This window comes from Aeromicrobium sp. Leaf272 (assembly GCF_001422865.1).
Lineage (GTDB): Bacteria > Actinomycetota > Actinomycetes > Propionibacteriales > Nocardioidaceae > Aeromicrobium.
Genome location: NZ_LMMY01000010.1, coordinates 5,317 through 27,560, shown reverse-complemented (window position 1 = coordinate 27,560; position 22,244 = coordinate 5,317). Strand labels below are relative to the sequence as shown.

Genomic DNA, 22,244 nt, shown 5'->3' with positions numbered 1-22,244 from the left:
GTCGGTCGGGCTCTCGGAGCGTGGCCGGGGGTGACGCAGGATTCTGCGTTCGTGCGTGAGGGGTCGAAGGATGCTGCGTTCGCTACGGGATCCCGTAGCAACGCAGCATCGTTCAGGTCGTTGTGTGCAAAGGCAGAATCCTGCGTCCAGCGGAGGCTACGGCGCGGCGAGTGGGCAGGGGTTCTTCCTTTGCGTGGGACGGTCCACGAGAAGGGAGAATCCCTGCCCGTGCGGGGGCCCTTTTCGTCGCCACGATTCTTCCTTCGCGTGGCACGGTCCACGCGAAGGAAGAACCGTGCGTGGATCACAAACAGAGGGAGAATCGTGGCCGCGCCCCGCAGACCCACCCGAGCCGAGACCCCCCTGCTGCGGTCGAGGCCCTCTCGGAGACCACGCCCACTCGTAGCCACAGCGACGCAGCAGCGAGCGAACGCCCAGCCGAGCGACGCAGCACACGCGAAACCCCACCGCAGCGACGCAGCACCACGCGAAGGCCATCACAGCGACGCAGCAGCACCCGAGATCGGCCACGCCCGCCGCACCTGACGACACATCCGCATCGCCCGGGCCGGGTGACGGGCACCCGGGGGAGTGAGACCTAGAGTGGTCGACATGGCCGTCCTCGACCCCTCGCGCGACGTCGTCCAGCTGACGGCCGACCTCTGCGACATCGCCTCGGAGAGCCTCCAGGAGGCGGAGATCGCCGACGCCGTCGCCGCCGTGCTCGACGCGGCCTCGCACCTCACCGTCGTGCGCGACGGCCACACGCTCGTGGCGCGCACCGACCTCGGCCGGGACGAGCGGGTCGTCATCGCGGGGCACCTCGACACCGTGCCGGCGAACGGCAACTTCCCGACCCGGCTCGACGGCGACACCCTCTGGGGTCTCGGCACCTGCGACATGAAGGGCGGCGTGGCGGTCGCGCTGCGGCTCGCCGTCGGGTTGCCCGACCCCAACCGCGACGTGACCTACGTGTTCTACGACGCCGAGGAGATCGCCGCGAAGTACAACGGTCTCGGCCGCGTCGCCCGGGAGCGCCCCGAGCTGCTCGAGGGTGACTTCGCGATCCTCATGGAGCCGTCGGTCGCCTCGGTCGAGGCCGGCTGCCAGGGCACGATCCGCGTCGACGTCGTCACCCGCGGCGAGCGCTCCCACTCGGCGCGCTCCTGGATGGGGCACAACGCCATCCACGACGCCGCCGAGCTGCTCGTCCGGCTGCGCGACTACGAGCCCCGCCGCGTGGTCATCGACGGGCTCGAGTACCGCGAGGGCCTCAACGCCGTGGCGATCAGTGGGGGCGTCTCCGGCAACGTGGTGCCCGACCTGGCCACCGTCACGGTCAACTACCGCTTCGCCCCCGACCGCAGCGAGGCCGACGCGCTGGCCCACCTCGGGGAGGTGTTCGAGGGCTTCGAGCTCACGGTCACCGACTCCGCCCCCGGCGCGATGCCCGGGCTCGACCACCCGGCGGCAGCCGCGTTCGTCGCGGCGGTCGGCGCGGAGCCCCGTCCCAAGTTCGGCTGGACCGACGTCGCCCAGTTCACGCAGCTCGGGATCCCCGCGGTCAACTTCGGCCCCGGCGACCCGATCTACGCCCACAAGCAGGACGAACACGTCCCCGTCGCGCACCTGCGCACCGTCGAGGACGCCCTCACGAGATGGCTGACCGCATGAGCTACCAGAAGGGTCCGGTGCGTCTGCGCCGCGACCGCATCCCCACCAGCACCACCGACCAGCGTCTGCTCGACTCGCGCGGACCCACGGACTGGGTGCACACCGATCCGTGGCGCGTGCTGCGCATCCAGGCCGAGTTCGTGGAGGGCTTCGGCGCCCTCTCCGAGCTGGGTCCGGCCGTCGCCGTGTTCGGCTCGGCCCGCACCAAGCCCGACGACCCGATGTACGAGAAGGCCCGCGAGGTCGCCGAGAAGCTCTGCAGTCGCGGCTACGCCGTCATCACCGGTGGTGGACCCGGCGCCATGGAGGCCGCCAACCGCGGGGCCAGCGACTGCGGCGGCGTGTCTGTGGGCCTCGGCATCGAGCTCCCGCACGAGCAGGGTCTCAACGAGTGGGTCGACCTGGGCATCAACTTCCGCTACTTCTTCGTGCGCAAGACGATGTTCGTCAAGTACGCCCAGGGCTACATCGTCATGCCAGGCGGGTTCGGCACGCTCGACGAGCTGTTCGAGGCGCTGACGCTCTCGCAGACGGGCAAGATCACGACGTTCCCGATCGTGCTCTTCGGCACCGCGTACTGGCAGGGCCTGATCGACTGGCTCCGCGACACGATGCTGCCTGACGGCAAGATCAACGAGGCCGACCTCGACCTCGTGCTGCTCACCGACGACGTCGACGAGGCGGTCGCCCACTTCGACGCCGTCGCCTCCGAGTAGCGGCGACGTGAGGGTCACCTCGCGCAACGCGGCCTTCCAGCAGTGGGAGGCGCTGCTGGGCAACCGGCGCAAGCGTCACCAGCTCGGTCGGATGCTCGTGCAGGGCGTGCGCCCGGTGACGGTGGCGCTGGACGCGGTGGACCGCCGTGGCCTGGTCGTCGACGCCGTGCTCCACGACGACCGGCCGAGCCCGTCGCAGTGGGCCCAGGACGTGGTCTCCCGCGCCGTCGCGTCCGGCGCCACGGCCTACGAGCTGTCGGCGGAGCTGCTGGCCGAGCTCGCCGAGCAGGAGCAGGACCGACCCGAGGTCGTGCTGGTGGTCGTCCAGCCCGCCGACGACGTCGCGCGGCTCCCGGTCCCGGCGGACCTGCTCGCGGTGGTGCTCGACCGACCGTCGAGCCCGGGCAACGTCGGCAGCATCGCCCGGTCGGTCGACGCGTTCGGCGGCACCGGTCTCGTGGTGTGTGGTCATGCGTGCGACCCGTACGAGCCGAGAGCGGTGCGGGCGTCCACCGGGTCGGCGTTGACGGTTCCGACGGTGCGCCTCGGGTCCCCCCGCGAGGTGCTCGCGTGGGTCGAGGCGGCGCGTCGCGACCTGGGCCACGTCGCGGTCGTGGGCACCGACGAGCACGGTGAGGTCGAGCTGGCCGACGCCGACCTGACCGGCCCGACCGTGGTCGTGACGGGCAACGAGACCCGCGGCCTGTCGAGTGCGTGGCGGGAGGCGTGCGACCTGGTCGTGCACATCCCGATGACCGGGACCGCCTCGTCGCTCAACGCCGCCAACGCCACCTCCGTCGTGCTCTACGAGGCCTCACGCCAGCGTCGGCGACGCTGACGTCGGTCGTCCGCCGCCGTCCGCCGAGCCCACGTCCCCGCCGTCGCGCGTGAGCGACACGGCGAGGAGGACGAGCCCCGCCGCGGCGACGGTGCCGTGCGCGACGCGGCCACCACCCGGGAGGAAGAACTGGGGGAGGTAGGTGGCGAGCGCGACGGCCGCGAGGGCGAGGCCCGCACGGGTGAGCCCGCTCGCGCGGGTCGCGAGGATCCCGAGCCGCACGGCCGCGACGAGCAGCGCGCCCCAGCCCAGAGCGAACAGCGTCATCGCCACCGGCTCGTAGCGGAACAGGTCGGCCGCGCCCGTCGTGGCCGAGAGAACGGTCTCGTCGCCGGTCTCGAGCACGCGCCGGCCCACCGCGTGCAGGCCGTACGCCTCGGCCCCGTAGTAGGGGAGCAGTAGCGTCGTGCCGGCCACCGCGGCCCGGTGAGCCGTGCGGTCGACCGCCGCGAGGGCCCAGGCGACGAGCACGAAGCCGACCATGGCGAGCACGTGGGCCCAGAGCCAGGCCGGACGTGCGTAGAGCTCGGCCGCGGCCCGGCCGTCCTCGACCGCGTGGCCACGGAGCAGGGGATAGACCAGTAGAGCGGCGCCCGCCACGAGCAGGGCAGCCGCACGGAGACGACGGTCGTCGAGCGGGTCGGTCGGGGTGCGCATGGGTCCTCCACGTCACGAACTGTGAGCAGTGCTCTCTCGGCCCATCGTGCAGCACGGGGACCCGAAGATCAAGAGCAGTGCTCTCACCTACTGCGGCCGAGCTCCTCGCGGAGAGCGGCCACCTCGGCGCGCAGCTCGGTGACCGCGTCCAGCACCAGGCGCTCGCTCTCCTCGACCTCGTCCACGATCTCGCGCTTGTCGTCCTCGTTCTGCATCTCCAGCGCCTCCACGGCCACGGCGATGAACAGGTTCAGCACGATGTAGGTCGAGATGAGGATGTAGGCGATGAAGAAGACCCACGAGGCAGGGTGGGCGTCCGTGACGGGACGGATCACGTTCGCCCAGTCGTCGCCCGTCATCACCTGGAACAGGCTCAGCAGCGACGTCGGCAGGTCGCCGAAGTGCTCGGGGTCGGTGCCGCTGAACAGCTGCGTCGACACCACGCCGGACACGTAGACCAGCATGAGGAGCAGCGCACCGATCGAGACCATGCCCGGGATCGTGGCGGCGAGGGCCGAGACCACCCGACGCATCGACCGCACGGCCGAGAGTAGTCGCAGGACGCGCAGCACCCGCAGCACCCGCAGGACCCCGAGCGCGCCGGAGGCCGGGATCAGGGCCACCGCGACGACGAACAGGTCGAACAGGCTCCAGCCGTCGCGGAAGAACGCTCCGCCGTGCGCGTAGATCCGCAGCGCGATCTCCACGACGAAGATCCCCACGGTCGTCCACCCCAGCGGCACGAGCCAACCGGCGTCGCGCAGCAGCTGCGGCGACGTCTCGAGGCCGAGCACCGCCGCGTTCACGACGATGACGGCGATGATGAACCACTGGAAGCGGGACGACTCGACGAGGGTGAGCACGCGGGCGCGGGCGGGGGTCACGGGCGGTCTCCGGCAGGTGAAGGCGGGGCGAGGACGTCGAGGAAGTCGGGCGGTGCCGGCGCCAGCGTAGCCGGGAGGTCCCCGGTCCCTGGCAGGATCGGGCCATGACGGTCACCGGTCACGACGGGCTCGAGCGCTGTCCCTGGGGCAGCGACCCGGGCCTGGCGCGCTACCACGACGAGGAGTGGGGCCGCGAGCTGCGCGGCGACCGGGCCATGTTCGAGCGGCTCAGCCTCGAGGCGTTCCAGTCCGGGTTGTCGTGGTCGCTCATCCTGCGCAAGCGCGAGGCGTTCCGTGCCGCGTTCGTCGGGTTCGTGCCCGCGCTCGTGTCGCGGTTCGACGAGTCCGACGTCGAACGGCTCATGACCGACGCCGGCATCGTCCGCAACCGCGCCAAGATCGAGTCGACCATCTCCAACGCCCGGGCGACGCTCGAGCTGGGCGAGAGCCTCAGCGACCTGGTGTGGTCCTTCGCCCCGGACTCCCACCCGGCACCCCGGACGGTCGACGACGTGCCCGCCTCCTCGGCGGAGTCCACCGCCCTCGCGAAGGCGCTGAAGCAGCGCGGCTTCAAGTTCGTCGGCCCCACCACCGCCTACGCCCTCATGCAGGCCACCGGCATGGTCGACGACCACCTCGTCGGGTGCCTGGCCCGACGCGCCTAGGGCGTGCCCGGCCGTCCCCTCCCGTCACATCCGCCCCATCCGTCACGGTGCGCCTCCCGTGTCGACGCGGAGAGCGCACCTACCCTGACGCCATGACCTCCCCCCGCCCCGCCGCTCGACGCAGCCGTCGCTCCACGCGCACGCTGGCCGCCGTCGTCCTCATCGTGTCCGCCATCGTCGCCGGCACGGCGGCGATCGTGGTCGCGACCGTCGCCGCTCTCGCGGTCGCGGTCGCCTACGCCGTGACGGTCTGCTCCGTCGCCGCCCGGCTCCTGACCAACGAGACCGCGCAGGTGCGTCGCGACTGGGCCCGTGACCGCGCGGTCACCGCCCACGAGCAGAGCCGCGAGGCCGCCCGTCGCAAGCGCGAGCAGGTCTCCTTCGCCGACACCATGGCCGAGAAGGTGCAGGTGCGCGACACCCGCATCGAGGACCTGGCCGCGCAGATCGCCGAGGCAGAGGCGGCCCTCGCCCGGGCCGAGGCCGAGCACGTCGCCGCCGCACGGCGCGCCGACGCGCTCGACGGTGAGCTCCAGCAGACGCGCGACTCGCTGCTCGGCACCCGCGCCGAGGTGCGCCGCCTGCGCGACGAGCTGGCGGCGAGCCAGAGCTCAGAGCTCGAGGCCCGCACCGAGCTGCTGGCCTGGCAGCAGCAGGCCGAGGAGCAGCGCAGGCTCGCCTGACCCTCGGTTCCAGACCGGGCCCCGCGGCGGCAGCAGCCGGCCCCGGTTCGACTGGTCGGGCCCGCTCGGCTCAGTCCTGAGGGTGAAGGGCCACCACGCCACGCAGGCGAGCCTCGTTCTCGACGGCCCGTGCCACGCGCGCGCCCGCTCCCTCGGGCGACAAGGCCCGCAGCACCGCAGCGCCGCGGCCCGCGCGGTCGGCCACTGCCGCGGCCAGCGTCGCGGCCGCAGCCGGCGCCCGGTCGCGCTCGTGGACCTCGTGCACCAAGCCGATCCGTCGAGCGTCGACCGCGGTGACGGCTCGCGGCGCGAGCAGGAGCAGGCGTGCCGTGGCCTCGCCCACGGCGCCCGGGAGGGTGACGCTCGTGCCGCCCGCGAGTGGCTCCACCCGCACGGTGGCGTCGGCTGCGGCCACGCGAAGGTCGGCGGCCAGCGCCAGGGCCGACGCGTGCCCGTCGATCGTCCCCAGGAGGGCCGCCACCACCGGCACCGAGGCATCGGCCACGGCCAGGACCGCGTCGTCGTCCAGCCCGTCGGAGGACTCGTCGAGCACGAGCAGCAGGCAGCGGACACCGGGCGTGGTGAGCGCCTCACGTACACGCCGAGAGGCCGATCCGGCCCCGATCGCGCCCGCCTCCGGGGCGGACCGGGTGCGCAGGTCGACCCTCGTCACGCCCGGAGCGGAGGGGTGCTGCGCCGTGCTGTCGTGGTCCTGACCTGGAGTGCTCACGTCGTCCTTCGCACCGGTTGGAAGTGATGAGGGGGCATGAGAGATAATAGGAACCTGAGGCGACCGGAAGGCGGTCACCGAATGGAAGGGGAACCCATGGCGGCCATGAAGCCTCGTACTGGTGACGGACCGATGGAAGTCACCAAGGAGGGCCGCTGCATCGTCATGCGGGTCCCGCTCGAGGGCGGTGGACGTCTCGTGGTCGAGCTGAACAACGAGGAAGCCGAGACGCTCGGCGACGCGCTCAAGGCCGTTTGAGCTTGTTCGGTCTGACGATGCGCTGGTCCTTGACCGGCGCACCCGAGGACACCCTCGCGCAGCTGCGCGCGTACATCGAGGACGTCAGCTTCGCCCACTTCGCGGGGCTCGACGGCCTGCGGTTCAAGTCCTGGCGCGCCCGCGAGGGCGAGTGGTTCGAGGGCACCTACGTGTTCGTGAACGCCGAGGCACGCGCCGCGTTCCAGGCCGACATGGAGTCCGGTGCCGCCGACCTCCCGGGCAGCCGCATCATCGGCAGCCCGCCCGAGCTCATCGAGGCGTGCGAGATCGTCGCGGTGGTGCGGGGGCCAGCCGGCTTCCGTTCGGCCCCGGCCTTCGAGCGCTGAGCCGGGCGCTCAGGCCACGCGGCGCACGGCCAGCAGGCCGTCGCCCACCGGGAGCAGGGCCGGCACGAGTCGCTCGTCGACCGCGGCCTGCGTGAGCAGCTCGCGGATCGCGACGGTCTCGGCGTCGCGGCGCTCGGGGTCGGCCACGCGGTCGTGCCAGAGCGCGTTGTCGAAGACCACGACGCCGCCCACGCGCACGAGGCGCAGTGACTGCTCCAGGTACTCGCCGTACTCGACCTTGTCGCCGTCGACGAAGACCAGGTCGTAGCCCTCGTCGGTGAGGCGGGGCATGACGTCGAGGGCCGACCCGGCGATCAGTCGGAAGCGCTGCGGCGCGACGCCGGCCTGGGTGAAGACCTGCCGGGCGTGACGCTGGTGCTCCGCCTCGAGGTCCACCGAGGTGAGCACGCCGTCGTCGGCCATGCCGCGCAGGAGCCAGAGTCCGGACACGCCGGTGCCCGTGCCGACCTCGGCCACGGCACGCGCATCCAGCACGGACGCCAGGAAGCGCAGCGTCGCCCCACCGGCCGCCCCGATCGGGCTCACGCCCACCTCGTCGGCTCGGCGGCGCGCGTCGGCGAGGTGGTCGTCCTCGCTCAGGTAGCCCTCGACGTAGCTGAGGCTGGCTTCGCTGGTGATGATGACTCCTCGGTGGCGCGTGCCGGGGGTCCGGCGGCTGTGGGGCCAGCATAGTGAGGTCGTCACGGTTGACGGCGTTGCGTGCCCCGGGGCTCGCCGTGTCGTGCCGGGGCCCAGGATGCGCCATGATCGAGAGGGAACCGTCAGCGTCCTCTGGGCGTTCTCTCAGGAGACGGCACGACGATCGATGCATGAAGGAAGAAGACGTGAGCACGCAGGTCATGACCGCTGAGCGCGACGCCCGGACGGGCGAGGGCTCGACGGACGCCGACACCGCGTGGGAGACCATCGTCGAGGAGCACTCCGCCCGCGTGTACCGCCTGGCGTACCGACTCACCGGCAACCGCCACGACGCCGAGGACCTCACCCAGGACGTCTTCATCCGTGTGTTCCGCTCGCTGGACCGGTACGAGCCGGGCAACTTCAACGGCTGGATCCACCGCATCACGACCAACCTGTTCCTCGACCGGGTGCGTCGGACGAGCAAGCTGCGCATGGACGGCTTCAGCGAGGGTGCCGAGGAGCGGCTGGAGGGGCGCGAGCAGCGACCCGAGTCGGTCGTGCACGACGCCGCCTTCGACCCCGACATCGAGGCCGCGCTCTCGTCGCTCACCGAGGAGTTCCGCGTCGCCGTGGTGCTGTGCGACGTGGAGGGACTGTCCTACGAGGAGATCGCCGACGTGCTGGGCGTCAAGATCGGCACGGTCCGCTCGCGCATCCACCGGGGTCGTACGCAGCTGCGGCACGCCCTCGCCCACCGCGCCCCGACCGCCGGCCGGACCCGCTTCCTCGGAGCCGTGGGAGCCTGATGGCCCATCTGGACGCCGACGTCGCCGCCTTCGTGGACGGGCAGCTCTCGCCCGATGCCACGGAGGTCGCGGCGCGTCACGTCCAGTCCTGCGAGCGGTGCCGCGAGGCGGTGGCGCAGCAGCGCCAGCTCAAGCGACGCATGCAGGTGTCCGCCGACGTGCGACCTCCGGCGTCGCTGCTCGCCTCGCTCAGCTCCGTGCCGGCGTCCCCGCCTCCTCCGGCGCCCAGCGCCTGGGCCCGGATCGTGCGGTCGAGCACCCTCGGGGCGGCGGGCGTGCTCGTGGGCGCCTCCCTCGCCGTGGCGCTGGCGGCCTACCTCGCCGGTGGGAGCGCCCGTGGCATCGGCGACGAGGTGGTGCCGCCCGTCGAGACCTACGCAGCCGACTTCCACGGTGCGGACCCGATGGCCGGGAACGACGTCATGACCGCCGCGGTCATGGAGGACCTGACCGCCAACGGCTGGCCGTGCCACGGTCAGCTGGGTGACGACCTCGAGCGCGTCGAGGGACGTCTGCAGGACGAGGGAGCGGTCTCGCTGACCTACACCGACGGCCTGCACCGCCTGGTCCTGCACGAGCAGAACGGCGCGCTCGACACCGACGGCCTGCAGGGCTTCGAGCCTCGTCGGCTCGCCGACCGGCCGGTGTGGGTGCGGGAGACGCCCCGCGAGCGCATCGTCACGTGGGACGCGGACGGCGTGGTCTACACGATCGTGACCGACGTGGGTGACGACCGGCTGGCGCCGGCCCTGCGCGACCTGCCCGCTCCGCTCGGCGAGCCCGGGCTGCGTCAGCGCCTGGGCGACGGCCTCAGCCGCGTCACGACCTGGATCTCCGCCTGACGGCTCCCACGACGACCGGTGAGGGCCCTCAGGTCGCCTCGTCGTCGTGCGGCGGCCGCTCGCCGGGACGCAGGATCCGGTCGCGGGTGGGCGTCTCGGACTCCTCGAGGAGGTGGCGCCGCACCACGTCGCGGGGGTCGAGGCTGCGCAGGTCGACGTCGGAGAAGTCCTGGCCCAGCTCGCGCCCGAGGTCGTTCTTGGCGTTGTCGGCCATCCGCCGCACGGTGCGCACCATCTGAGCCGCCTGCTTGGCCATGCCCGGGAGCTTGTCGGGTCCGAACAGCAGCAGGCCGACCACGAGGATCAGGCCGATCTCCGGCCAGCCCATCCCGAACACGGCCGGTTCCTCAGAGTCGACCGACGGGCGCGAGACCGAGCTGCATCCCGGCCAGGCCGCGCGAACGGCCGGTGAGGGAGTCGGCCACCTGCAGCAGGATCTTCGCGGACTCGCTGTCGGGGTGGGTGGCGACGATCGGCAGGCCGTCGTCGCCGCCGATGCGCAGCTGCTCCTCGAGCGGCACCTTGCCGAGCACGGGCACGTCGTGGCCGAGCCGCTGGCCGAGGGTGCGTGCGACGGTCTCGGCGCCGCCGCTGCCGAAGACCTCGAGCCGCTCGCCCGCGGGCGTGAGCAGGTACGACATGTTCTCGATGACGCCGACCACGCGCTGGTGCATCATCGAGGCCATCGTCCCGGCCCGCTCGGCGACCTGGGCGGCCGCCTGCTGCGGCGTGGTGACCACGACGACCTCGGCGTTGGAGAGGTGCTGGCCGAGGCTGATGGCCATGTCACCGGTGCCCGGGGGCAGGTCGAGCAGCAGGGCGTCGAGGTCGCCCCAGAACACGTCGCTCAGCATCTGCACGAGCGCACGGTCGAGCATGGGTCCGCGCCACGCGACCACCTGGTCACGCTTGGGCTTGAGCATGCCGATGCTCATGACCTTGACGTCGGGCGCGTCCGGGGAGCCGGGGACCGCGACCGGCACCGGGAGGATCATGTCGTCGACCTGGGTGGGGCGACGGTCGCCGACGCCCATCATGTCGGGGATCGAGTGGCCGTAGATGTCGGCGTCGACGATGCCGACCTTCAGTCCGCGCTGCGCCATCGCCACGGCCAGGTTGACGGTGACGGAGGACTTGCCGACGCCGCCCTTGCCCGACGCGATCGCGTAGACCTTGGTGAGCGAGCCGGCCTGGGCGAAGGGGATCTCGCGCTCGGCCTGGCCGCCGCGCAGCATCTCGCGCATGCTCTTGCGCTGCTCGTCGGTCATGACGCCGAGGTCCACGTGCACGGTGTGCTGGGGGGCCACCTTCTGGACGGCCTCCGTGGTGTCACGGGTGAGCGTCTCCTTGAGGGGGCAGCCCGAGACGGTCAGCAGGATGCGCACGGTGATCGACGTGTCGTCGATCGTGATCGTGTCGACCATGCCGAGCTCGGTGACGGGACGCTTGATCTCGGGGTCGATCACGCTGCCGAGGGCCTCGCGGACCCGCTCCTCGGTGACGGACTCGTCGGTGACGGATGCCATGGGCCCATCGTACGGGCGGGACCTGCGTCCCGGTCCCGCAGGCGAGCCTCACTGCTCGGTCGGCTCGCCGTCCTCGTCGTCGGGCGGGGTCTGCAGCGACTCCAGGAGGTCGCGCAGCTCCGATCGCAGGAAGTCGCGGGTGGCGACCTCACCGAGGCCGAGACGCAGGCTCGCGACCTCGCGGGCCAGGAACTCCATGTCGGCGTGGGACTGCGCGGTGGCGTGCCGGTCCTGCTCCTGCTGCACGCGGTCGCGGGCCTCCTGGCGGTTCTGCGCCAGCAGGATCAGCGGCGCGGCGTAGGACGCCTGCAGCGACAGCATGAGGGTCAGGAAGATGAACGGGTACTCGTCCCAGCGTGGACGGTCCGGACCCCACGGGACGTTCCAGACCACCCAGATGATGATGAGCAGCGTCATCCAGATGAGGAACTTGGCCGTGCCCATGAACCGGGCGAAGGTCTCCGCGAAGCGGCCGAACCGGTCGGTGTCGCCCGACCTCGGGCGCAGGGAGCGACGACGGTCGCGGGGCTGGTCGAGCCGCGCCCGCTCCTGGCGGGCCTGGTCGCGGTCGCCGCGGGAGCGACCGATCTCGGGGCGTCGGCGTCGGCCGTCGGAGCGCTCAGCCACGGGTGGTCACCTCCGCCGGACGTGGGCTCGGATCACGCTCGCGCCAGCCCTCGGGAAGCAGGTGGTCGAGCACGTCGTCGATGGTGACGGCTCCGATGAGGTGGTTGTTCTCGTCGACCACGGGCAGCGCGAGCATGTCGTAGGAGGCCAGCAGGCTGGCGACCTGCTCGAGCGTCGCGTCGGGTCGGGGCCAGTCGATGTCGTTGTCGGCGAGCCCGCCGACGAGGGTCGACGGCGGTTCGCGCAGCAGCGCCTGCACGTGCACGATCCCGAGGAAGCGGCCGGTGGGCGTCTCGACGGGGGGCCGGCACACGTAGACCATCGAGGCCAGGGCCGGACCGATCTCGGGCTCACGGACCCGGGCGAGCGCCTCGGCGATCGTGGCGTCGGGCGGAAGGATGACCGGTTCGGTGGTCATCATGCCGCCGGCCGTCCGGTCCTCGTAGACCAGCAGTCGGCGGACGTCGTCGGCGTCCTCGGGCTCCATGAGGGCCAGCAGCTGCTCCGACGTGGCCGTCGGCAGCTCGCCGAGCAGGTCGGCGGCGTCGTCGGGGTCCATCTCCTCGAGCACGTCGGCGGCGCGCTCGGGATCGAGCACCCCCAGGATCTCCACCTGGACGGTGTCGGGAAGCTCCTCGAGGACGTCGGCGAGCCGCTCGTCCACCAGCTCGCCCACGATCTCGGTGCGCCGCTTGGCAGGAAGGTCGAGCAGGGCGTTCGCGAGGTCGGCCGGCCGCATCTCGTCCATCGTCGCGAGCAGGTGGGTCGCGCCCTGGGAGGCCTCCTCGCCCACCAGCCCGGCGACCTCGTCCCAGTCGACCACGTGGGTGGCACCGCGCCGACCGAAGCGCTTGCCCGTCTCCTGCACGGCGACGGTGCCGATGAACCAGTCGCGCCGGGTGTCCTGCTCCATGGCCAGGTCGTAGACCGTGCCGCCGCGCTGGTCGGGCAGGGACACCGTGCGGTCGAGGAGCTCGTGGATGGCGAGGGTCTCGCTGCTGCGCTTCTCGAAGCGGCGGACGTTGAGCACGCCGGTCGTGATGATCTGTCCCGAGTCGAGCGACGTGACCCGCCCGATCGGCAGGAAGACCCGACGCCGCCCCAGGACCTCCACGACCAGGCCCACCACACGGGGTCGCTGGCGGGCGGAGCGCACGGCCACCACGACGTCGCGCAGCTTGCCGACCTGGTCGCCCGCGGGGTCGAAGACCTCCTGCCCGACGATGCGGGACAGGAAGATGCGACCGGGGCTGGAGCTCACCCGCCCAGCCTAGTGCGAGCCGGGGAACGGTCGGGCCCCGTGGGGCGGTGGGCGCGCGCGACGTCGCCGTGTCTCGTATCCTGCGAGACGCACGTCACACGGGTCGCCGCCGCGCCCGTGAGATCGACCTAGGGGGACCATGTCCACGCACTTCCTCGACCGCGAGCGCACCGTCGCCGGACCCGGGTTCAACCGGTGGCTGATCCCACCGGCTGCCCTGGCGGTGCACCTGTGCATCGGGCAGGTCTACGCGACGAGCGTCTACAAGGCCTCGCTCGTGCAGCACTTCGACACCAGCCTCACCGCGATCGGCATCGTCTTCTCGATCGCGATCGTCATGCTCGGTGTCTCGGCGGCCGTGTTCGGCACCTGGGTCGACTCCGGCGGTCCCCGTCGCGCCATGGTCGCCGCCGCGACCTGCTGGTCGGCGGGATTCCTGGTGGGGGCGCTCGGCATCGCGACCAGCCAGCTGTGGCTGCTCTACCTCGGGTACGGCGTGCTCGGCGGCATCGGCCTGGGCATCGGCTACATCTCGCCGGTCTCCACGCTCATCAAGTGGTTCCCGGACCGCCCGGGCCTGGCCACCGGCATGGCGATCATGGGCTTCGGTGGCGGCGCGATGATCGCGAGCCCTGTGTCCAGCACGCTCCTCGGCTGGTACGACTCGGCCTACGACACCGCGTCCGGCATCGCGTCGGGGCGGGCGGTGGCCCTGCTGTTCGTGACGCTCGGCCTGGGCTACCTGGTCGTCATGCTCTTCGGGGCCTGGCTGGTGAAGGTCCCGGCCGACGGGTGGGTCCCGCGGGGCTTCGACCCGTCCACCGTGAAGAAGAAGGCCCTCGTCACCACCGAGAGCGTGTCGGCGAACAACGCGGTCCGCACGCCGCAGTTCTGGCTGCTGTGGATCGTCCTGTTCTGCAACGTCACCGCGGGCATCGGCATCCTCGAGCAGGCCGCGCCGATGATCCAGGACTTCTTCCGCGAGGGCGAGGAGTCGAGCGTGGCTGCTGCTGCGGCCGCGGGCTTCGTCGGCTTCCTCTCGCTGTGCAACATGGCCGGTCGGTTCATCTGGTCGTCCACGTCCGACATCGTGGGGCGCAAGAACATCTACATGCTCTACCTCGGTCTGGGCATCGTGCTCTACGCGACGCTGGCACTCGGTGGGTCGACCTCGACGGTGCTGTTCGTCGTCCTGGCCGGCGGCATCCTCAGCTTCTACGGCGGCGGGTTCGCCACGATCCCGGCCTACCTGCGCGACCTCTTCGGCACGTTCCAGGTGGGTGCCATCCATGGGCGCCTGCTCACCGCGTGGTCGGCGGCCGGCGTGGCAGGCCCGCTCATCATCAACGGGTTCCTCGACGCGCGGGGCGAGCCGGGCGCCTTGACTGCGGCCGACTACCGCCCGGCGCTGCTCACCATGGTCGGCGTGCTGGTGGTGGGCTTCGTGGCCAACCTGCTCGTGCGCCCGGTCGCCTCGCGGTTCCACGAGCCCAAGGACGAGGGCAGCCGCACGGAGCCGACCGACCCGGCCGTGGCGACGGCCCCGGCCGGTGACGACACGACGGCCGAGGGCGTCACGCCGCTGGCCGTCGTGGCCTGGCTCGTGGTCGGGGTGCCGCTGGCCTACGGCGTGTACGAGACGGTGGTCAAGGCGGCGGCGTTGTTCTGACCCGGTGCACCCGCACCGAGCGTGTCAGTCGACGACGACGCGCTCGGGGTGGGTGTACACGTTGAACGTCGTGCCACGGGAGAAGCCGACGAGGGTCACGCCGAGCCGGTCCGCGAGGTCGACGGCGAGCGAGGAGGGTGCACTCACCGCGGCCAGCACGGGGACGCCGGCCATCGCGGCCTTCTGCACGAGCTCGAACGACGCCCGGCCCGACACCTGCAGCACCGAGCCGGTCAGGGGCAGGCGATCCTCGCGGAGCGCCTGGCCGACCACCTTGTCGACGGCGTTGTGGCGCCCCACGTCCTCGCGCACCGCGAGGGCCTCGCCGGTGGACGAGAAGAGTCCGGCCGCGTGCAGCCCACCCGTGCGCTCGAACACCGCCTGCTGGTCGCGCAGCAGGTCGGGAAGGGCGCCGAGCACCTTCGCCTCGACCCGCACGGCGTCGGCCGACACGTCGAAGGCGGAGGTCGTGGCCACGGCGTCGATGGAGGCGAGCCCGCACACCCCGCACGAGCTGGACGTGTAGACGTTCCGCTCGCGGCTGGCCGCCACGACCCCGCCGGCACCGGTGACGCCCACATCGATGACGTTGTAGGTGTTCTCGTCGAGGTCCGGCGCGCAGTAGATCATCGTGCGCAGGTCGGCCGGGCTCGTGACGACACCCTCGGAGACGAGGAAGCCGGCGACGAGGTCGAAGTCGTGGCCGGGCGTGCGCATGGTGACGGCGAACGACGTGCCACCCACGCGGATCTCGAGCGGCTCCTCGGCCGCGAGGGAGTCGTGGCGGGGCGTGGCGCCCACGCCCACCTCCACCCGCAGGATCCGGCGGCGCTGCACGGGCTTGGTCATGCCGGGTCCTCGGTCGTCGCCGAGACCTCCGCGAGGGCCGCGGCCCGATCCGTCGCACGCTGCACCGCGTCGGTGCCACCACCGGCCAGGCCGGCGGCGTACCCGACGAGGAAGGTCGTCAGGGGCGCGGCGGGACGCACGACGGCGTGCGCGGCGACAGCCGCCAGGTCCAGCACCTGCGTCACGTCGGTCCCGGGGTCGTCCACGCCCAGCTCGGCGCACAGGGCGTGCCACCAGGTCTGCATCGTCTCGTCGCGGTCGCTCACGGTCGGTCCTCCTGGAGGGTCCTGAGGTCGTCGGGGGTGTCGAGGTCGTGGGTCGCTCCCGCCGGTGCGGGCGCAAGGGTCACGTCGAGGTGTGCGAACACGCTGTGCAGCGACGCGTCCGCGAGGTCGGGAAGGTCCCTCACGGTGCGTGCGGCGTCGGGGGAGAGCAGGGCCGACGTCCAGTGCGCCCGGCCGCTCTCGTCGGTGAGGACGCGCGCGCCCCCGCCGAGCGGGGCAGAGAGCAGGGTGTCGACGAGCGCGGCCGCGCGGGGCAGGTCGGCCGCCAGCACCACCACGGGGAGGTCGTCGGGCAGAGCCCGCAGCCCGGCCTGGAGGCCGGCCGCAGGACCGGCGCCGGCCGGCTCCTCGCGGGTCCACCGCACGGGCCGCGGCGTGGGCCGCTCCGGGCCGACGACCACCACGGCCGCCTCCGTCGGCAGGGCTGCGAGCGCGTGCTCCAGCAGGGACAGTCCATCGACGACGGCGCGCGTCTTGTCGGCTCCGTCCCACCGCCGACTGGTGCCACCGGCCAGCACGACCGCCCCGACGGCGGACCTCGGTGCGCCCGTCACGAGAGGTGCAAGGGCTCCGGGTTGGGACGGGACCGGTGCTCGGTGTCGCTCTCGGTCGCGTCCTGCGTGCCGTCCGCGCCCTCGCCGTCACGTGTCGCCGAGGCGGGGACGAGCCGGATGACCACGGACTTCGACGTCGGGGTGTTGCTGTGCTCGGCGACCGAGTCGAGCGGCACCAACGGGTTGGTCTCCGGGTAGTAGGCCGCCGCCGTGCCGCGCGGGGTGTCGTAGGAGACGATGCGGAACCCGGGCGCCACGCGGTCGACGTCGTCGTCCTCCCAGTGAGTGACGAGGTCGACGACGTCGCCCTCGTTCCACCCGAGCGCGGCCACGTCGTCGGGGTGCACCATGACCACGCGGCGTGCGTCCTCGATGCCGCGGTAGCGGTCGCTGAGCCCGTAGATCGTGGTGTTGAACTGGTCGTGGCTGCGCAGGGTCTGCAGCAGCAGGTGGCCGTCGGGCACGTGGAGCACCTCGATCGGCGACACCGCGATCTCGCCCTTGCCGCTCGTGGTGCGGAACGTGCGCGAGTCGCGGGGCGGGTGGGGAAGCACGAAGCCGCCCGGCCGGTCCACCTTGCGCTCGTAGTCCTCGCAGCCCGGCACGACGCGTGAGATGTGTCCGCGGATGATGCCGTAGTCCTCGGCCATCGCGTCCCAGTCGATGCCGTGCACGTCGCTCCCGTCGTCCTGGCGCAGCGTGGCCCGGGCGATGCCGCAGACGATCGCGGTCTCCGAGCGCAGCTCGGGGCTCGCCGGCTCGAGGGGGCCGCGCGAGGCGTGCACCGACGACATGGAGTCCTCGACGGTCACGAACTGAGGACCCGACGCACGCACGTCGATCTCCGTTCGGCCCAGGGTCGGCAGGATGAGGGCGGTCTCGCCGTGCGTGAGGTGGGAGCGGTTGATCTTCGTCGACACGTGCACGGTCAGCTCGGCCTTGCGCAGCGCCTCGGCGGCGACGTCGGTGTCGGAGACCGCGTGCACGAAGTTGCCGCCCAGCCCCATGAACACCTTCGCCTTGCCGTCACGCAGCGCGCGGACGGCGTCGACGGTGTCGTAGCCGTGCTCGCGGGGCGGGTCGAAGCCGAACTCGGCCTGGAGCGCGTCGAGGAAGTGGTCGGGTGCCTTCTCCCAGATGCCCATCGTGCGGTCGCCCTGCACGTTGGAGTGACCTCGCACGGGGCAGACGCCCGCACCTCGCTTGCCGATGTCGCCGCGCACCAGCGCGAGGTTGACGACCTCCTTGATGGTCGCCACGGCGTTGCGGTGCTGCGTGAGACCCATGGCCCAGCAGTAGATGGTGGCGTCGGAGTCGGCGATCATGCGCGCCGCCTCCTCGATCTGCTCCCGCGACAGACCGGTCGCGGCGGCGACGACGTCCCAGTCCAGCGCGCGGACGTGCTCGGCCCAGGCGTCGTAGCCGGCGGTGTACTGCTCGACGAAGGCGCTGTCGACCGCCCCCCACTGCTCGAGCAGGTGGCCGATGGCCTGGAAGAGGGCGAGGTCGCCGTTGATGCGGATCGGCAGGTGCAGGTCGGCGATCGGCGTGCCGCGACCCACGACGCCGCGCGGCTTCTGCGGGTTGCGGAAGTTGACCAGGCCGGCCTCGCGGAGCGGGTTGATCGAGATGATCTTGGCGCCACGTCGCTTGGCGATCTCCAGCGCCGACAGCATGCGCGGGTGGTTCGTGCCCGGGTTCTGGCCGGCGATGACGATGAGCTCGGCGTCGTAGATGTCGCGCAGGCTGACGCTGCCCTTGCCGATGCCGATGGACTCGGCGAGCGCCACGCTGGTCGACTCGTGGCACATGTTCGAGCAGTCGGGCAGGTTGTTCGTGCCGAAGGCACGGATGAACAGCTGGTACACGAAGGCGGACTCGTTCGACGCGCGACCGGACGTGTAGAAGATCGCCTCGTCGGGGGAGTCGAGTCCCGTCAGGTGCTGCGCGACGAGCGCGAACGCGTCGTCCCAGCCGATCTGCTCGTAGTGCGTGCCGCCCGGTCGCTTGACCATGGGGTGGGTGATCCGGCCCTGCTGGCCGAGCCAGTACTCGTCGTGGGCGTCGAGATCGGCGATGGAGTGCCGGGCGAAGAACTCCGGCGTGGCCCGGGCCCGGGTGGCCTCCTCGGCGACGGCCTTGGCGCCGTTCTCGCAGAACTCCGCGGCGTGGCGCTCGTCGGGGTCGGGGTCGGGCCAGGCGCACGACATGCAGTCGAAGCCGTCGGCCTGGTTGAGCTTGAGCAGGGTCTGCCCGGTGCGCTTCGGCCCCATGTGGGACAGGGCGCGCTCCATCGAGACCCGGACGGCCGTGACGCCGGCGGCGGCGTCCTTGGGGGCGTGGACCTCCAGGCCGCTCTCGTCCTGGACGCCGAAGCCCGCGACGACCTGCGCGTCACCTGCTCCGGGTGCGTGCGGCGTGGACGAAGAAGTGCTCACGGTGGTCCTCCCGATGCGTGGCGGCGGTCACCTTCGACCGTACCCGCTCGGGGTCGGAGCCGCCTCGCGTGTGGGGAGGGCGCCGCTCAGACGGCGGCGACGCCGGTGCGCCGGCTGCTGCGTCGCCGAGGCGCGGCGACGGTGTCCTGCTCCGGGGCCTGAGCCTGCTGCGCGCTGAGGCCGGTGACGAAGTCGCCGATCTCCTCGATCGCCGCCCGTGCCTCCGGCACCCACGACGCGGCAGCCTGGAAGACGTGCACCTGGCGGTCCCAGACCTGCAGGTCGACGGGAACGCCGGCCTGCACCAGCCGTGCGGCCATGTGCTCGGCGTCGGCGAGCAGGATCTCGCGGGACCCGATCTGGATGAGGGCCGGTGGCATATCCTCGAGGGGCATGTCGACCGGGCAGGTCCGCTGTCCGTGGATGCCGCGGCGCGTGTCCATGCGCAGCGAGACCTCGGTGAACTTCTCGAGGGCACGCAGCGGGAAGGTCTGGCAGCGGTCGGCGTTGCGGTGCTGGCGCTTGCGGGTGGCGTCGACGTCGAGCAGGGGCGAGATGGCCACCACGCCCGCGGGGCGGCCCAGACCGGCGTCGAGCACGGCGCGAGCCACGCTGAAGGCCAGGTAGCCGCCGGCGGAGTCGCCGGTGATGGTGACGTCCTCGGCACGGTAGCCCTGGTCGAGCAGCCAGCGGAACGCGTCGACGCCGTCGGCGACCGACTCGGCGATCGGCTCGTAGGGCATCTGGCGGTAGCCGACGTTGAGCACCGGCTGGCCGGACGCGTCGGAGATGCGCGAGACGAGTCGGCGGTGCGTGTTCAGCCCGCAGGTGAGGAACGCGCCGCCGTGGAAGTACAGGATCACCTTGGGGTTGCCGCCGTGGATGTCGCGCACGTCCCGCGCGAGCACCAGCTCGCTGCCGCAGCGCGCGAGGTCGACCGTGCGCCAGCTCGTCCCCTCCTGCACCGGCAGGAGCCGAGCGGCGTGCTCCAGCAGGTTGGGCGGGAAGAGGTCGAACGGCAGGCGCGTCCACAGGTCGAGGAGCGGGCGGACCGTGTGCCGCAGGCCCAGACCGAGGACCTGGGACTGCAGGCTCGCGCCCTCGACGAACCGAGCCTCGGCCGCCAACGACAGGTGGCCCACGGCCCCGGCTCGAGCGGATCGGCGATCCGTGGTGCTCCCCATGTGACTCTCCCGTCGTCATGCAGTGTTCACGAATATGTCACACCCGGTGACCTGCGCCACACGAGGTCGTTACCTTAGCGGCAGCCCTTCCTCTGCCGCAGGAGATTGATCGCATGCCCTTCATGCCCCCCACGGACTCGATGTTCCTGCTGGCGGAGTCCCGTGAGCACCCCATGCACGTCGGTGGGCTGCAGCTGTTCCAGCCCCCGGAGGGCGCCGGCCCGGAGTTCGTGCGCGACCTCGTCGAGGGGTTCCGCTCGGTCGACCACATCTCGCCGACGTTCCGCAAGAGGCCTGCCGAGCCCGTCGGCCTCGTGGGCCAGACGTGGTGGGCGCAGGACGACGTCATCGACCTGGAGTACCACGTCCGTCACTCGGCGGTCCCGCCGCCGGGGCGGATCCGCGAGCTGCTCCAGCTCACGTCACGCTGGCACGGGTCGCTCCTGGACCGGCACCGCCCGCTGTGGGAGACGCACGTGGTCGAGGGCCTGCAGGACGGCCGGTTCGCCGTGTACAGCAAGGTCCACCACTCGATGGTCGACGGCGTCTCGGCGCTGCGGCTCATGCAGCGCTCCCTCAGCGAGGACCCGGAGCGGCGCGACTGCGTGCCGCCGTGGGCCCTCCCGTCCCGGCAGCGGCCGACCACGGAGGTGTCCCGACGGCTGCCCGACCCCCTCGGCGTGCTCCGGGGCGGCCTGGCGGTGGCCGAGGACGTGGCCGGGCTCCTGCCGGCCTCGATGCGGATCGTCAACCAGATCGTCCGCGAGGGCGACGTCACCCTGCCGCGAGCGCCCAAGACCATCCTCAACGGTCCGGTGGGCGGTGCACGTCGGTTCGCGGCCCAGTCGTGGGAGATCGAACGGATCAAGCGGGTCGCCAAGTCCTCCGCCACCACGCTCAACGACGTCGTGCTGGCGATGGTGGCCGGTGCGCTCAGGGAGTACCTGCTCGAGCAGAACGCCCTGCCCGACGACCCGATGACCGCCATGGTTCCCGTCTCCCTGGCGCTGCGGGCCGAGTCGGCCGGGTCGACCGAGGAGGCGACCGGCAACTCGGTCGGCGTGATCGTGGTGAACCTGGCCACCGACGTCGAGAACGGTGCGACCCGCCTGGAGGAGATCGCCTACTCGTCCAAGCGGGCCAAGAAGATCCTCGGTGGCCTGTCCCCGACGCAGATCCTCGCCTTCTCCGCCCTGCAGATGGCGCCGTTGGCCCTCACGCCCGTGCCCGGCTTCGTCCGGTACACGCACCCGCCGTTCAACGTCGTGATCTCCAACGTGCCCGGGCCGACGAGCCCGATGTACTACAACGGCGCCAAGCTCGACGGCATGTACCCGGTCTCGATCGTGCTGGACGGGCAGGCCGTCAACGTGACGCTGTGCAGCCGGGACCGCTACCTGGACTTCGGCATCATCGGGTGCCGACGCAGCGTGCCGCACCTGCAGCGTCTGCTCACCCACCTCGAGACGTCGCTCGCCGAGCTCGAGACGGCCTGGGGCTGACCGGGGGCCGTCCTCCCGGGTCTCGGGGAGGACGGCCCGTCGGCGGGTGACCGGTCCGGTCCGGGTCAGCAGTCCGGGCGGTCGACGAACTGAGAGCCGTCCCAGTACTTCGAGTCCGTGAGCTCGCGGTTGGTGAAGTCCACCTCCGCGGAGCCGCCGATCTCGCCCAGCAGCTCGCCGCTGATGTTGATGCCGTAGGTGTTCGGGTCCTGGGAGTAGGTGTTCTCCGTCATCGTGCCGAAGTCGCGAGCGGCGTTGATGAAGTTGCTCGTCGCCAGCGGGTTGCCCGTCAGAGCCGCCAGGATCGGGGCGTCCTGGAGCGGGTCGCCCGTCAGCGGCACGGTGGCCTGGTACTCCTTGTAGGTCTGGTCGTCGGAGTTGGAGGCGATGTCGCCGGCGTCGGCGCCGTAGGACACGCCCATGGTGAGCGTGACGCTCTCGGGCTTGCCGTCCTCGTCCATGTTGAGTGCGTAGAGACCGTCGCCCGATGCCGTGGCCGAGGCGTCGACCCCGGTGAAGGTGCCGAAGGCGTCACCCTTGACGGAGCTGCGGTAGTAGGCCACGTAGCCGTCGGGGGTGGTCTTCGCGCCGAGGTAGGCGCCGGCCTC

General features: G+C 71.9%; 25 protein-coding genes. 11 read left to right on the top strand and 14 right to left on the bottom strand.

What is annotated here, in order from left to right:
* Positions 1-612: 612 nt before the first annotated feature.
* The 3 genes from dapE to ASF38_RS05355 are packed head-to-tail and all read left to right on the top strand — an operon-like array spanning position 613 to position 3,228.
* Positions 613-1,674: a succinyl-diaminopimelate desuccinylase gene (gene dapE / locus ASF38_RS05365; protein WP_056574252.1), complete on the top strand. Its 1,062-nt coding sequence runs from the start codon at positions 613-615 to the stop codon at positions 1,672-1,674.
* Complete coding sequence (locus tag ASF38_RS05360) at positions 1,671-2,390, top strand: TIGR00730 family Rossman fold protein (protein WP_235492851.1); 720 nt, start codon at positions 1,671-1,673, stop codon at positions 2,388-2,390. Before dapE ends, ASF38_RS05360 begins: the two co-directional genes overlap by 4 nt.
* 7 nt (positions 2,391-2,397) lie before the next feature.
* Positions 2,398-3,228: a TrmH family RNA methyltransferase gene (locus ASF38_RS05355; RefSeq protein WP_056574249.1), complete on the top strand. Its 831-nt coding sequence runs from the start codon at positions 2,398-2,400 to the stop codon at positions 3,226-3,228.
* On the opposite strand, the gene ASF38_RS05350 is transcribed toward ASF38_RS05355, so the two are convergent.
* Positions 3,205-3,885: a hypothetical protein gene (locus ASF38_RS05350; RefSeq protein ID WP_055968681.1), complete on the bottom strand. Its 681-nt coding sequence runs from the start codon at positions 3,883-3,885 to the stop codon at positions 3,205-3,207. The two genes, ASF38_RS05355 and ASF38_RS05350, sit on opposite strands and share 24 nt — an antisense overlap.
* 83 nt (positions 3,886-3,968) lie before the next feature.
* Entirely contained in the window at positions 3,969-4,769 is an 801-nt protein-coding gene (locus tag ASF38_RS05345; protein ID WP_055968677.1) for an ion transporter, read from the bottom strand.
* Between the two features lie 104 nt (positions 4,770-4,873).
* Here ASF38_RS05345 and ASF38_RS05340 point away from each other — a divergent pair, with 104 nt between their 5' ends.
* Positions 4,874-5,434 carry a DNA-3-methyladenine glycosylase I gene (locus ASF38_RS05340; protein WP_056574246.1) on the top strand — a complete coding sequence of 187 codons (561 nt, stop codon included), beginning with the start codon at positions 4,874-4,876 and terminating at the stop codon, positions 5,432-5,434.
* Between the two features lie 92 nt (positions 5,435-5,526).
* The gene (locus ASF38_RS05335; protein ID WP_056574244.1) at positions 5,527-6,117 is read left to right on the top strand and encodes a hypothetical protein; all 591 of its coding nucleotides are present in this window, start codon (positions 5,527-5,529) and stop codon (positions 6,115-6,117) included.
* A gap of 70 nt (positions 6,118-6,187) precedes the next feature.
* Here the strand turns inward: ASF38_RS05335 and ASF38_RS05330 are convergent, their stop codons facing one another.
* On the bottom strand, positions 6,188-6,790 hold the full coding sequence (locus ASF38_RS05330) for an enoyl-CoA hydratase-related protein (RefSeq protein ID WP_056574239.1): 603 nt from the start codon (positions 6,788-6,790) through the stop codon (positions 6,188-6,190).
* Positions 6,791-6,943: 153 nt separating this feature from the next.
* Here ASF38_RS05330 and ASF38_RS17090 point away from each other — a divergent pair, with 153 nt between their 5' ends.
* Positions 6,944-7,105 carry a DUF3117 domain-containing protein gene (locus ASF38_RS17090; protein WP_162237311.1) on the top strand — a complete coding sequence of 54 codons (162 nt, stop codon included), beginning with the start codon at positions 6,944-6,946 and terminating at the stop codon, positions 7,103-7,105.
* Between the two features lie 17 nt (positions 7,106-7,122).
* A complete protein-coding gene (locus ASF38_RS05325) occupies positions 7,123-7,452 on the top strand; it encodes a hypothetical protein (RefSeq protein ID WP_235497445.1) in 330 nt (109 codons plus the stop codon).
* 9 nt (positions 7,453-7,461) lie between these two features.
* Here the strand turns inward: ASF38_RS05325 and ASF38_RS05320 are convergent, their stop codons facing one another.
* Positions 7,462-8,091: an O-methyltransferase gene (locus ASF38_RS05320; protein WP_055970181.1), complete on the bottom strand. Its 630-nt coding sequence runs from the start codon at positions 8,089-8,091 to the stop codon at positions 7,462-7,464.
* 221 nt (positions 8,092-8,312) lie between these two features.
* On the opposite strand from ASF38_RS05320, the gene sigE reads away from it, so the two are divergent.
* Positions 8,313-8,900: an RNA polymerase sigma factor SigE gene (gene sigE, locus ASF38_RS05315; protein ID WP_055970178.1), complete on the top strand. Its 588-nt coding sequence runs from the start codon at positions 8,313-8,315 to the stop codon at positions 8,898-8,900.
* Positions 8,900-9,742, top strand: a complete 843-nt coding sequence (locus ASF38_RS05310; RefSeq protein ID WP_055968666.1) for an anti-sigma factor — start codon at positions 8,900-8,902, stop codon at positions 9,740-9,742. The genes sigE and ASF38_RS05310 overlap by 1 nt, the downstream gene beginning before the upstream one ends.
* Positions 9,743-9,770: 28 nt before the next feature.
* Here ASF38_RS05310 and ASF38_RS05305 read toward each other — a convergent pair whose 3' ends face one another.
* From ASF38_RS05305 to ASF38_RS05290, 4 genes are read right to left on the bottom strand one after another with little or no spacing between them, the layout of a single operon-like run.
* Positions 9,771-10,070 carry a sec-independent translocase gene (locus tag ASF38_RS05305; RefSeq protein WP_235492879.1) on the bottom strand — a complete coding sequence of 100 codons (300 nt, stop codon included), beginning with the start codon at positions 10,068-10,070 and terminating at the stop codon, positions 9,771-9,773.
* Positions 10,071-10,089: 19 nt separating this feature from the next.
* Positions 10,090-11,268, bottom strand: coding sequence for an Mrp/NBP35 family ATP-binding protein (locus tag ASF38_RS05300; protein ID WP_055968663.1), 1,179 nt, complete (start codon positions 11,266-11,268; stop codon positions 10,090-10,092).
* Positions 11,269-11,316: 48 nt separating this feature from the next.
* On the bottom strand, positions 11,317-11,856 hold the full coding sequence (locus ASF38_RS05295) for a DUF1003 domain-containing protein (protein ID WP_055970175.1): 540 nt from the start codon (positions 11,854-11,856) through the stop codon (positions 11,317-11,319).
* A 31-nt stretch (positions 11,857-11,887) separates the two neighbouring features.
* Positions 11,888-13,156 (bottom strand): magnesium transporter MgtE N-terminal domain-containing protein, encoded by a 1,269-nt coding sequence (locus ASF38_RS05290; RefSeq protein ID WP_056574235.1) that lies wholly within the window; start codon positions 13,154-13,156, stop codon positions 11,888-11,890.
* Positions 13,157-13,295: 139 nt separating this feature from the next.
* Between ASF38_RS05290 and ASF38_RS05285 the strand changes: the two genes are divergently transcribed.
* Positions 13,296-14,825 carry an OFA family MFS transporter gene (locus ASF38_RS05285; protein WP_056574231.1) on the top strand — a complete coding sequence of 510 codons (1,530 nt, stop codon included), beginning with the start codon at positions 13,296-13,298 and terminating at the stop codon, positions 14,823-14,825.
* 24 nt (positions 14,826-14,849) lie between these two features.
* Here the strand turns inward: ASF38_RS05285 and fdhD are convergent, their stop codons facing one another.
* From fdhD to ASF38_RS05260, 5 genes are all read right to left on the bottom strand, one after another.
* Complete coding sequence (gene fdhD / locus ASF38_RS05280) at positions 14,850-15,674, bottom strand: formate dehydrogenase accessory sulfurtransferase FdhD (protein WP_055968656.1); 825 nt, start codon at positions 15,672-15,674, stop codon at positions 14,850-14,852.
* Positions 15,671-15,940, bottom strand: coding sequence for a DUF6457 domain-containing protein (locus ASF38_RS05275; protein WP_082480458.1), 270 nt, complete (start codon positions 15,938-15,940; stop codon positions 15,671-15,673). The genes fdhD and ASF38_RS05275 overlap by 4 nt, the downstream gene beginning before the upstream one ends.
* Complete coding sequence (locus ASF38_RS05270) at positions 15,937-16,512, bottom strand: molybdenum cofactor guanylyltransferase (RefSeq protein ID WP_056574228.1); 576 nt, start codon at positions 16,510-16,512, stop codon at positions 15,937-15,939. Before ASF38_RS05270 ends, ASF38_RS05275 begins: the two co-directional genes overlap by 4 nt.
* Positions 16,509-18,950: an FdhF/YdeP family oxidoreductase gene (locus ASF38_RS05265; RefSeq protein ID WP_369815171.1), complete on the bottom strand. Its 2,442-nt coding sequence runs from the start codon at positions 18,948-18,950 to the stop codon at positions 16,509-16,511. The genes ASF38_RS05270 and ASF38_RS05265 overlap by 4 nt, the downstream gene beginning before the upstream one ends.
* A gap of 86 nt (positions 18,951-19,036) precedes the next feature.
* A complete protein-coding gene (locus ASF38_RS05260) occupies positions 19,037-20,134 on the bottom strand; it encodes an alpha/beta hydrolase (protein WP_156364641.1) in 1,098 nt (365 codons plus the stop codon).
* A gap of 113 nt (positions 20,135-20,247) precedes the next feature.
* Between ASF38_RS05260 and ASF38_RS05255 the strand changes: the two genes are divergently transcribed.
* Positions 20,248-21,636 carry a wax ester/triacylglycerol synthase family O-acyltransferase gene (locus ASF38_RS05255; RefSeq protein WP_082480457.1) on the top strand — a complete coding sequence of 463 codons (1,389 nt, stop codon included), beginning with the start codon at positions 20,248-20,250 and terminating at the stop codon, positions 21,634-21,636.
* A gap of 65 nt (positions 21,637-21,701) precedes the next feature.
* Here the strand turns inward: ASF38_RS05255 and ASF38_RS17920 are convergent.
* Positions 21,702-22,244 (bottom strand): hypothetical protein (locus ASF38_RS17920; protein ID WP_162237310.1); only part of this gene is annotated, 543 nt, incomplete at its 5' end.

Excerpts from the sequence above, each read along its gene's own strand:
- dapE (WP_056574252.1), top strand. The coding sequence starts at position 613 with ATGGCCGTCCTCGACCCCTCGCGCGACGTCGTCCAGCTGACGGCCGAC.
- ASF38_RS05360 (WP_235492851.1), top strand. The coding sequence starts at position 1,671 with ATGAGCTACCAGAAGGGTCCGGTGCGTCTGCGCCGCGACCGCATCCCC.
- ASF38_RS05350 (WP_055968681.1), bottom strand. The coding sequence starts at position 3,885 with ATGCGCACCCCGACCGACCCGCTCGACGACCGTCGTCTCCGTGCGGCT.
- ASF38_RS05340 (WP_056574246.1), top strand. The coding sequence starts at position 4,874 with ATGACGGTCACCGGTCACGACGGGCTCGAGCGCTGTCCCTGGGGCAGC.
- ASF38_RS05335 (WP_056574244.1), top strand. The coding sequence starts at position 5,527 with ATGACCTCCCCCCGCCCCGCCGCTCGACGCAGCCGTCGCTCCACGCGC.
- ASF38_RS17090 (WP_162237311.1), top strand. The coding sequence starts at position 6,944 with ATGGCGGCCATGAAGCCTCGTACTGGTGACGGACCGATGGAAGTCACC.
- ASF38_RS05325 (WP_235497445.1), top strand. The coding sequence starts at position 7,123 with ATGCGCTGGTCCTTGACCGGCGCACCCGAGGACACCCTCGCGCAGCTG.
- sigE (WP_055970178.1), top strand. The coding sequence starts at position 8,313 with ATGACCGCTGAGCGCGACGCCCGGACGGGCGAGGGCTCGACGGACGCC.
- ASF38_RS05310 (WP_055968666.1), top strand. The coding sequence starts at position 8,900 with ATGGCCCATCTGGACGCCGACGTCGCCGCCTTCGTGGACGGGCAGCTC.
- ASF38_RS05305 (WP_235492879.1), bottom strand. The coding sequence starts at position 10,070 with ATGGGCTGGCCGGAGATCGGCCTGATCCTCGTGGTCGGCCTGCTGCTG.
- ASF38_RS05300 (WP_055968663.1), bottom strand. The coding sequence starts at position 11,268 with ATGGCATCCGTCACCGACGAGTCCGTCACCGAGGAGCGGGTCCGCGAG.
- ASF38_RS05285 (WP_056574231.1), top strand. The coding sequence starts at position 13,296 with ATGTCCACGCACTTCCTCGACCGCGAGCGCACCGTCGCCGGACCCGGG.
- fdhD (WP_055968656.1), bottom strand. The coding sequence starts at position 15,674 with ATGACCAAGCCCGTGCAGCGCCGCCGGATCCTGCGGGTGGAGGTGGGC.
- ASF38_RS05260 (WP_156364641.1), bottom strand. The coding sequence starts at position 20,134 with ATGGGGAGCACCACGGATCGCCGATCCGCTCGAGCCGGGGCCGTGGGC.
- ASF38_RS05255 (WP_082480457.1), top strand. The coding sequence starts at position 20,248 with ATGCCCTTCATGCCCCCCACGGACTCGATGTTCCTGCTGGCGGAGTCC.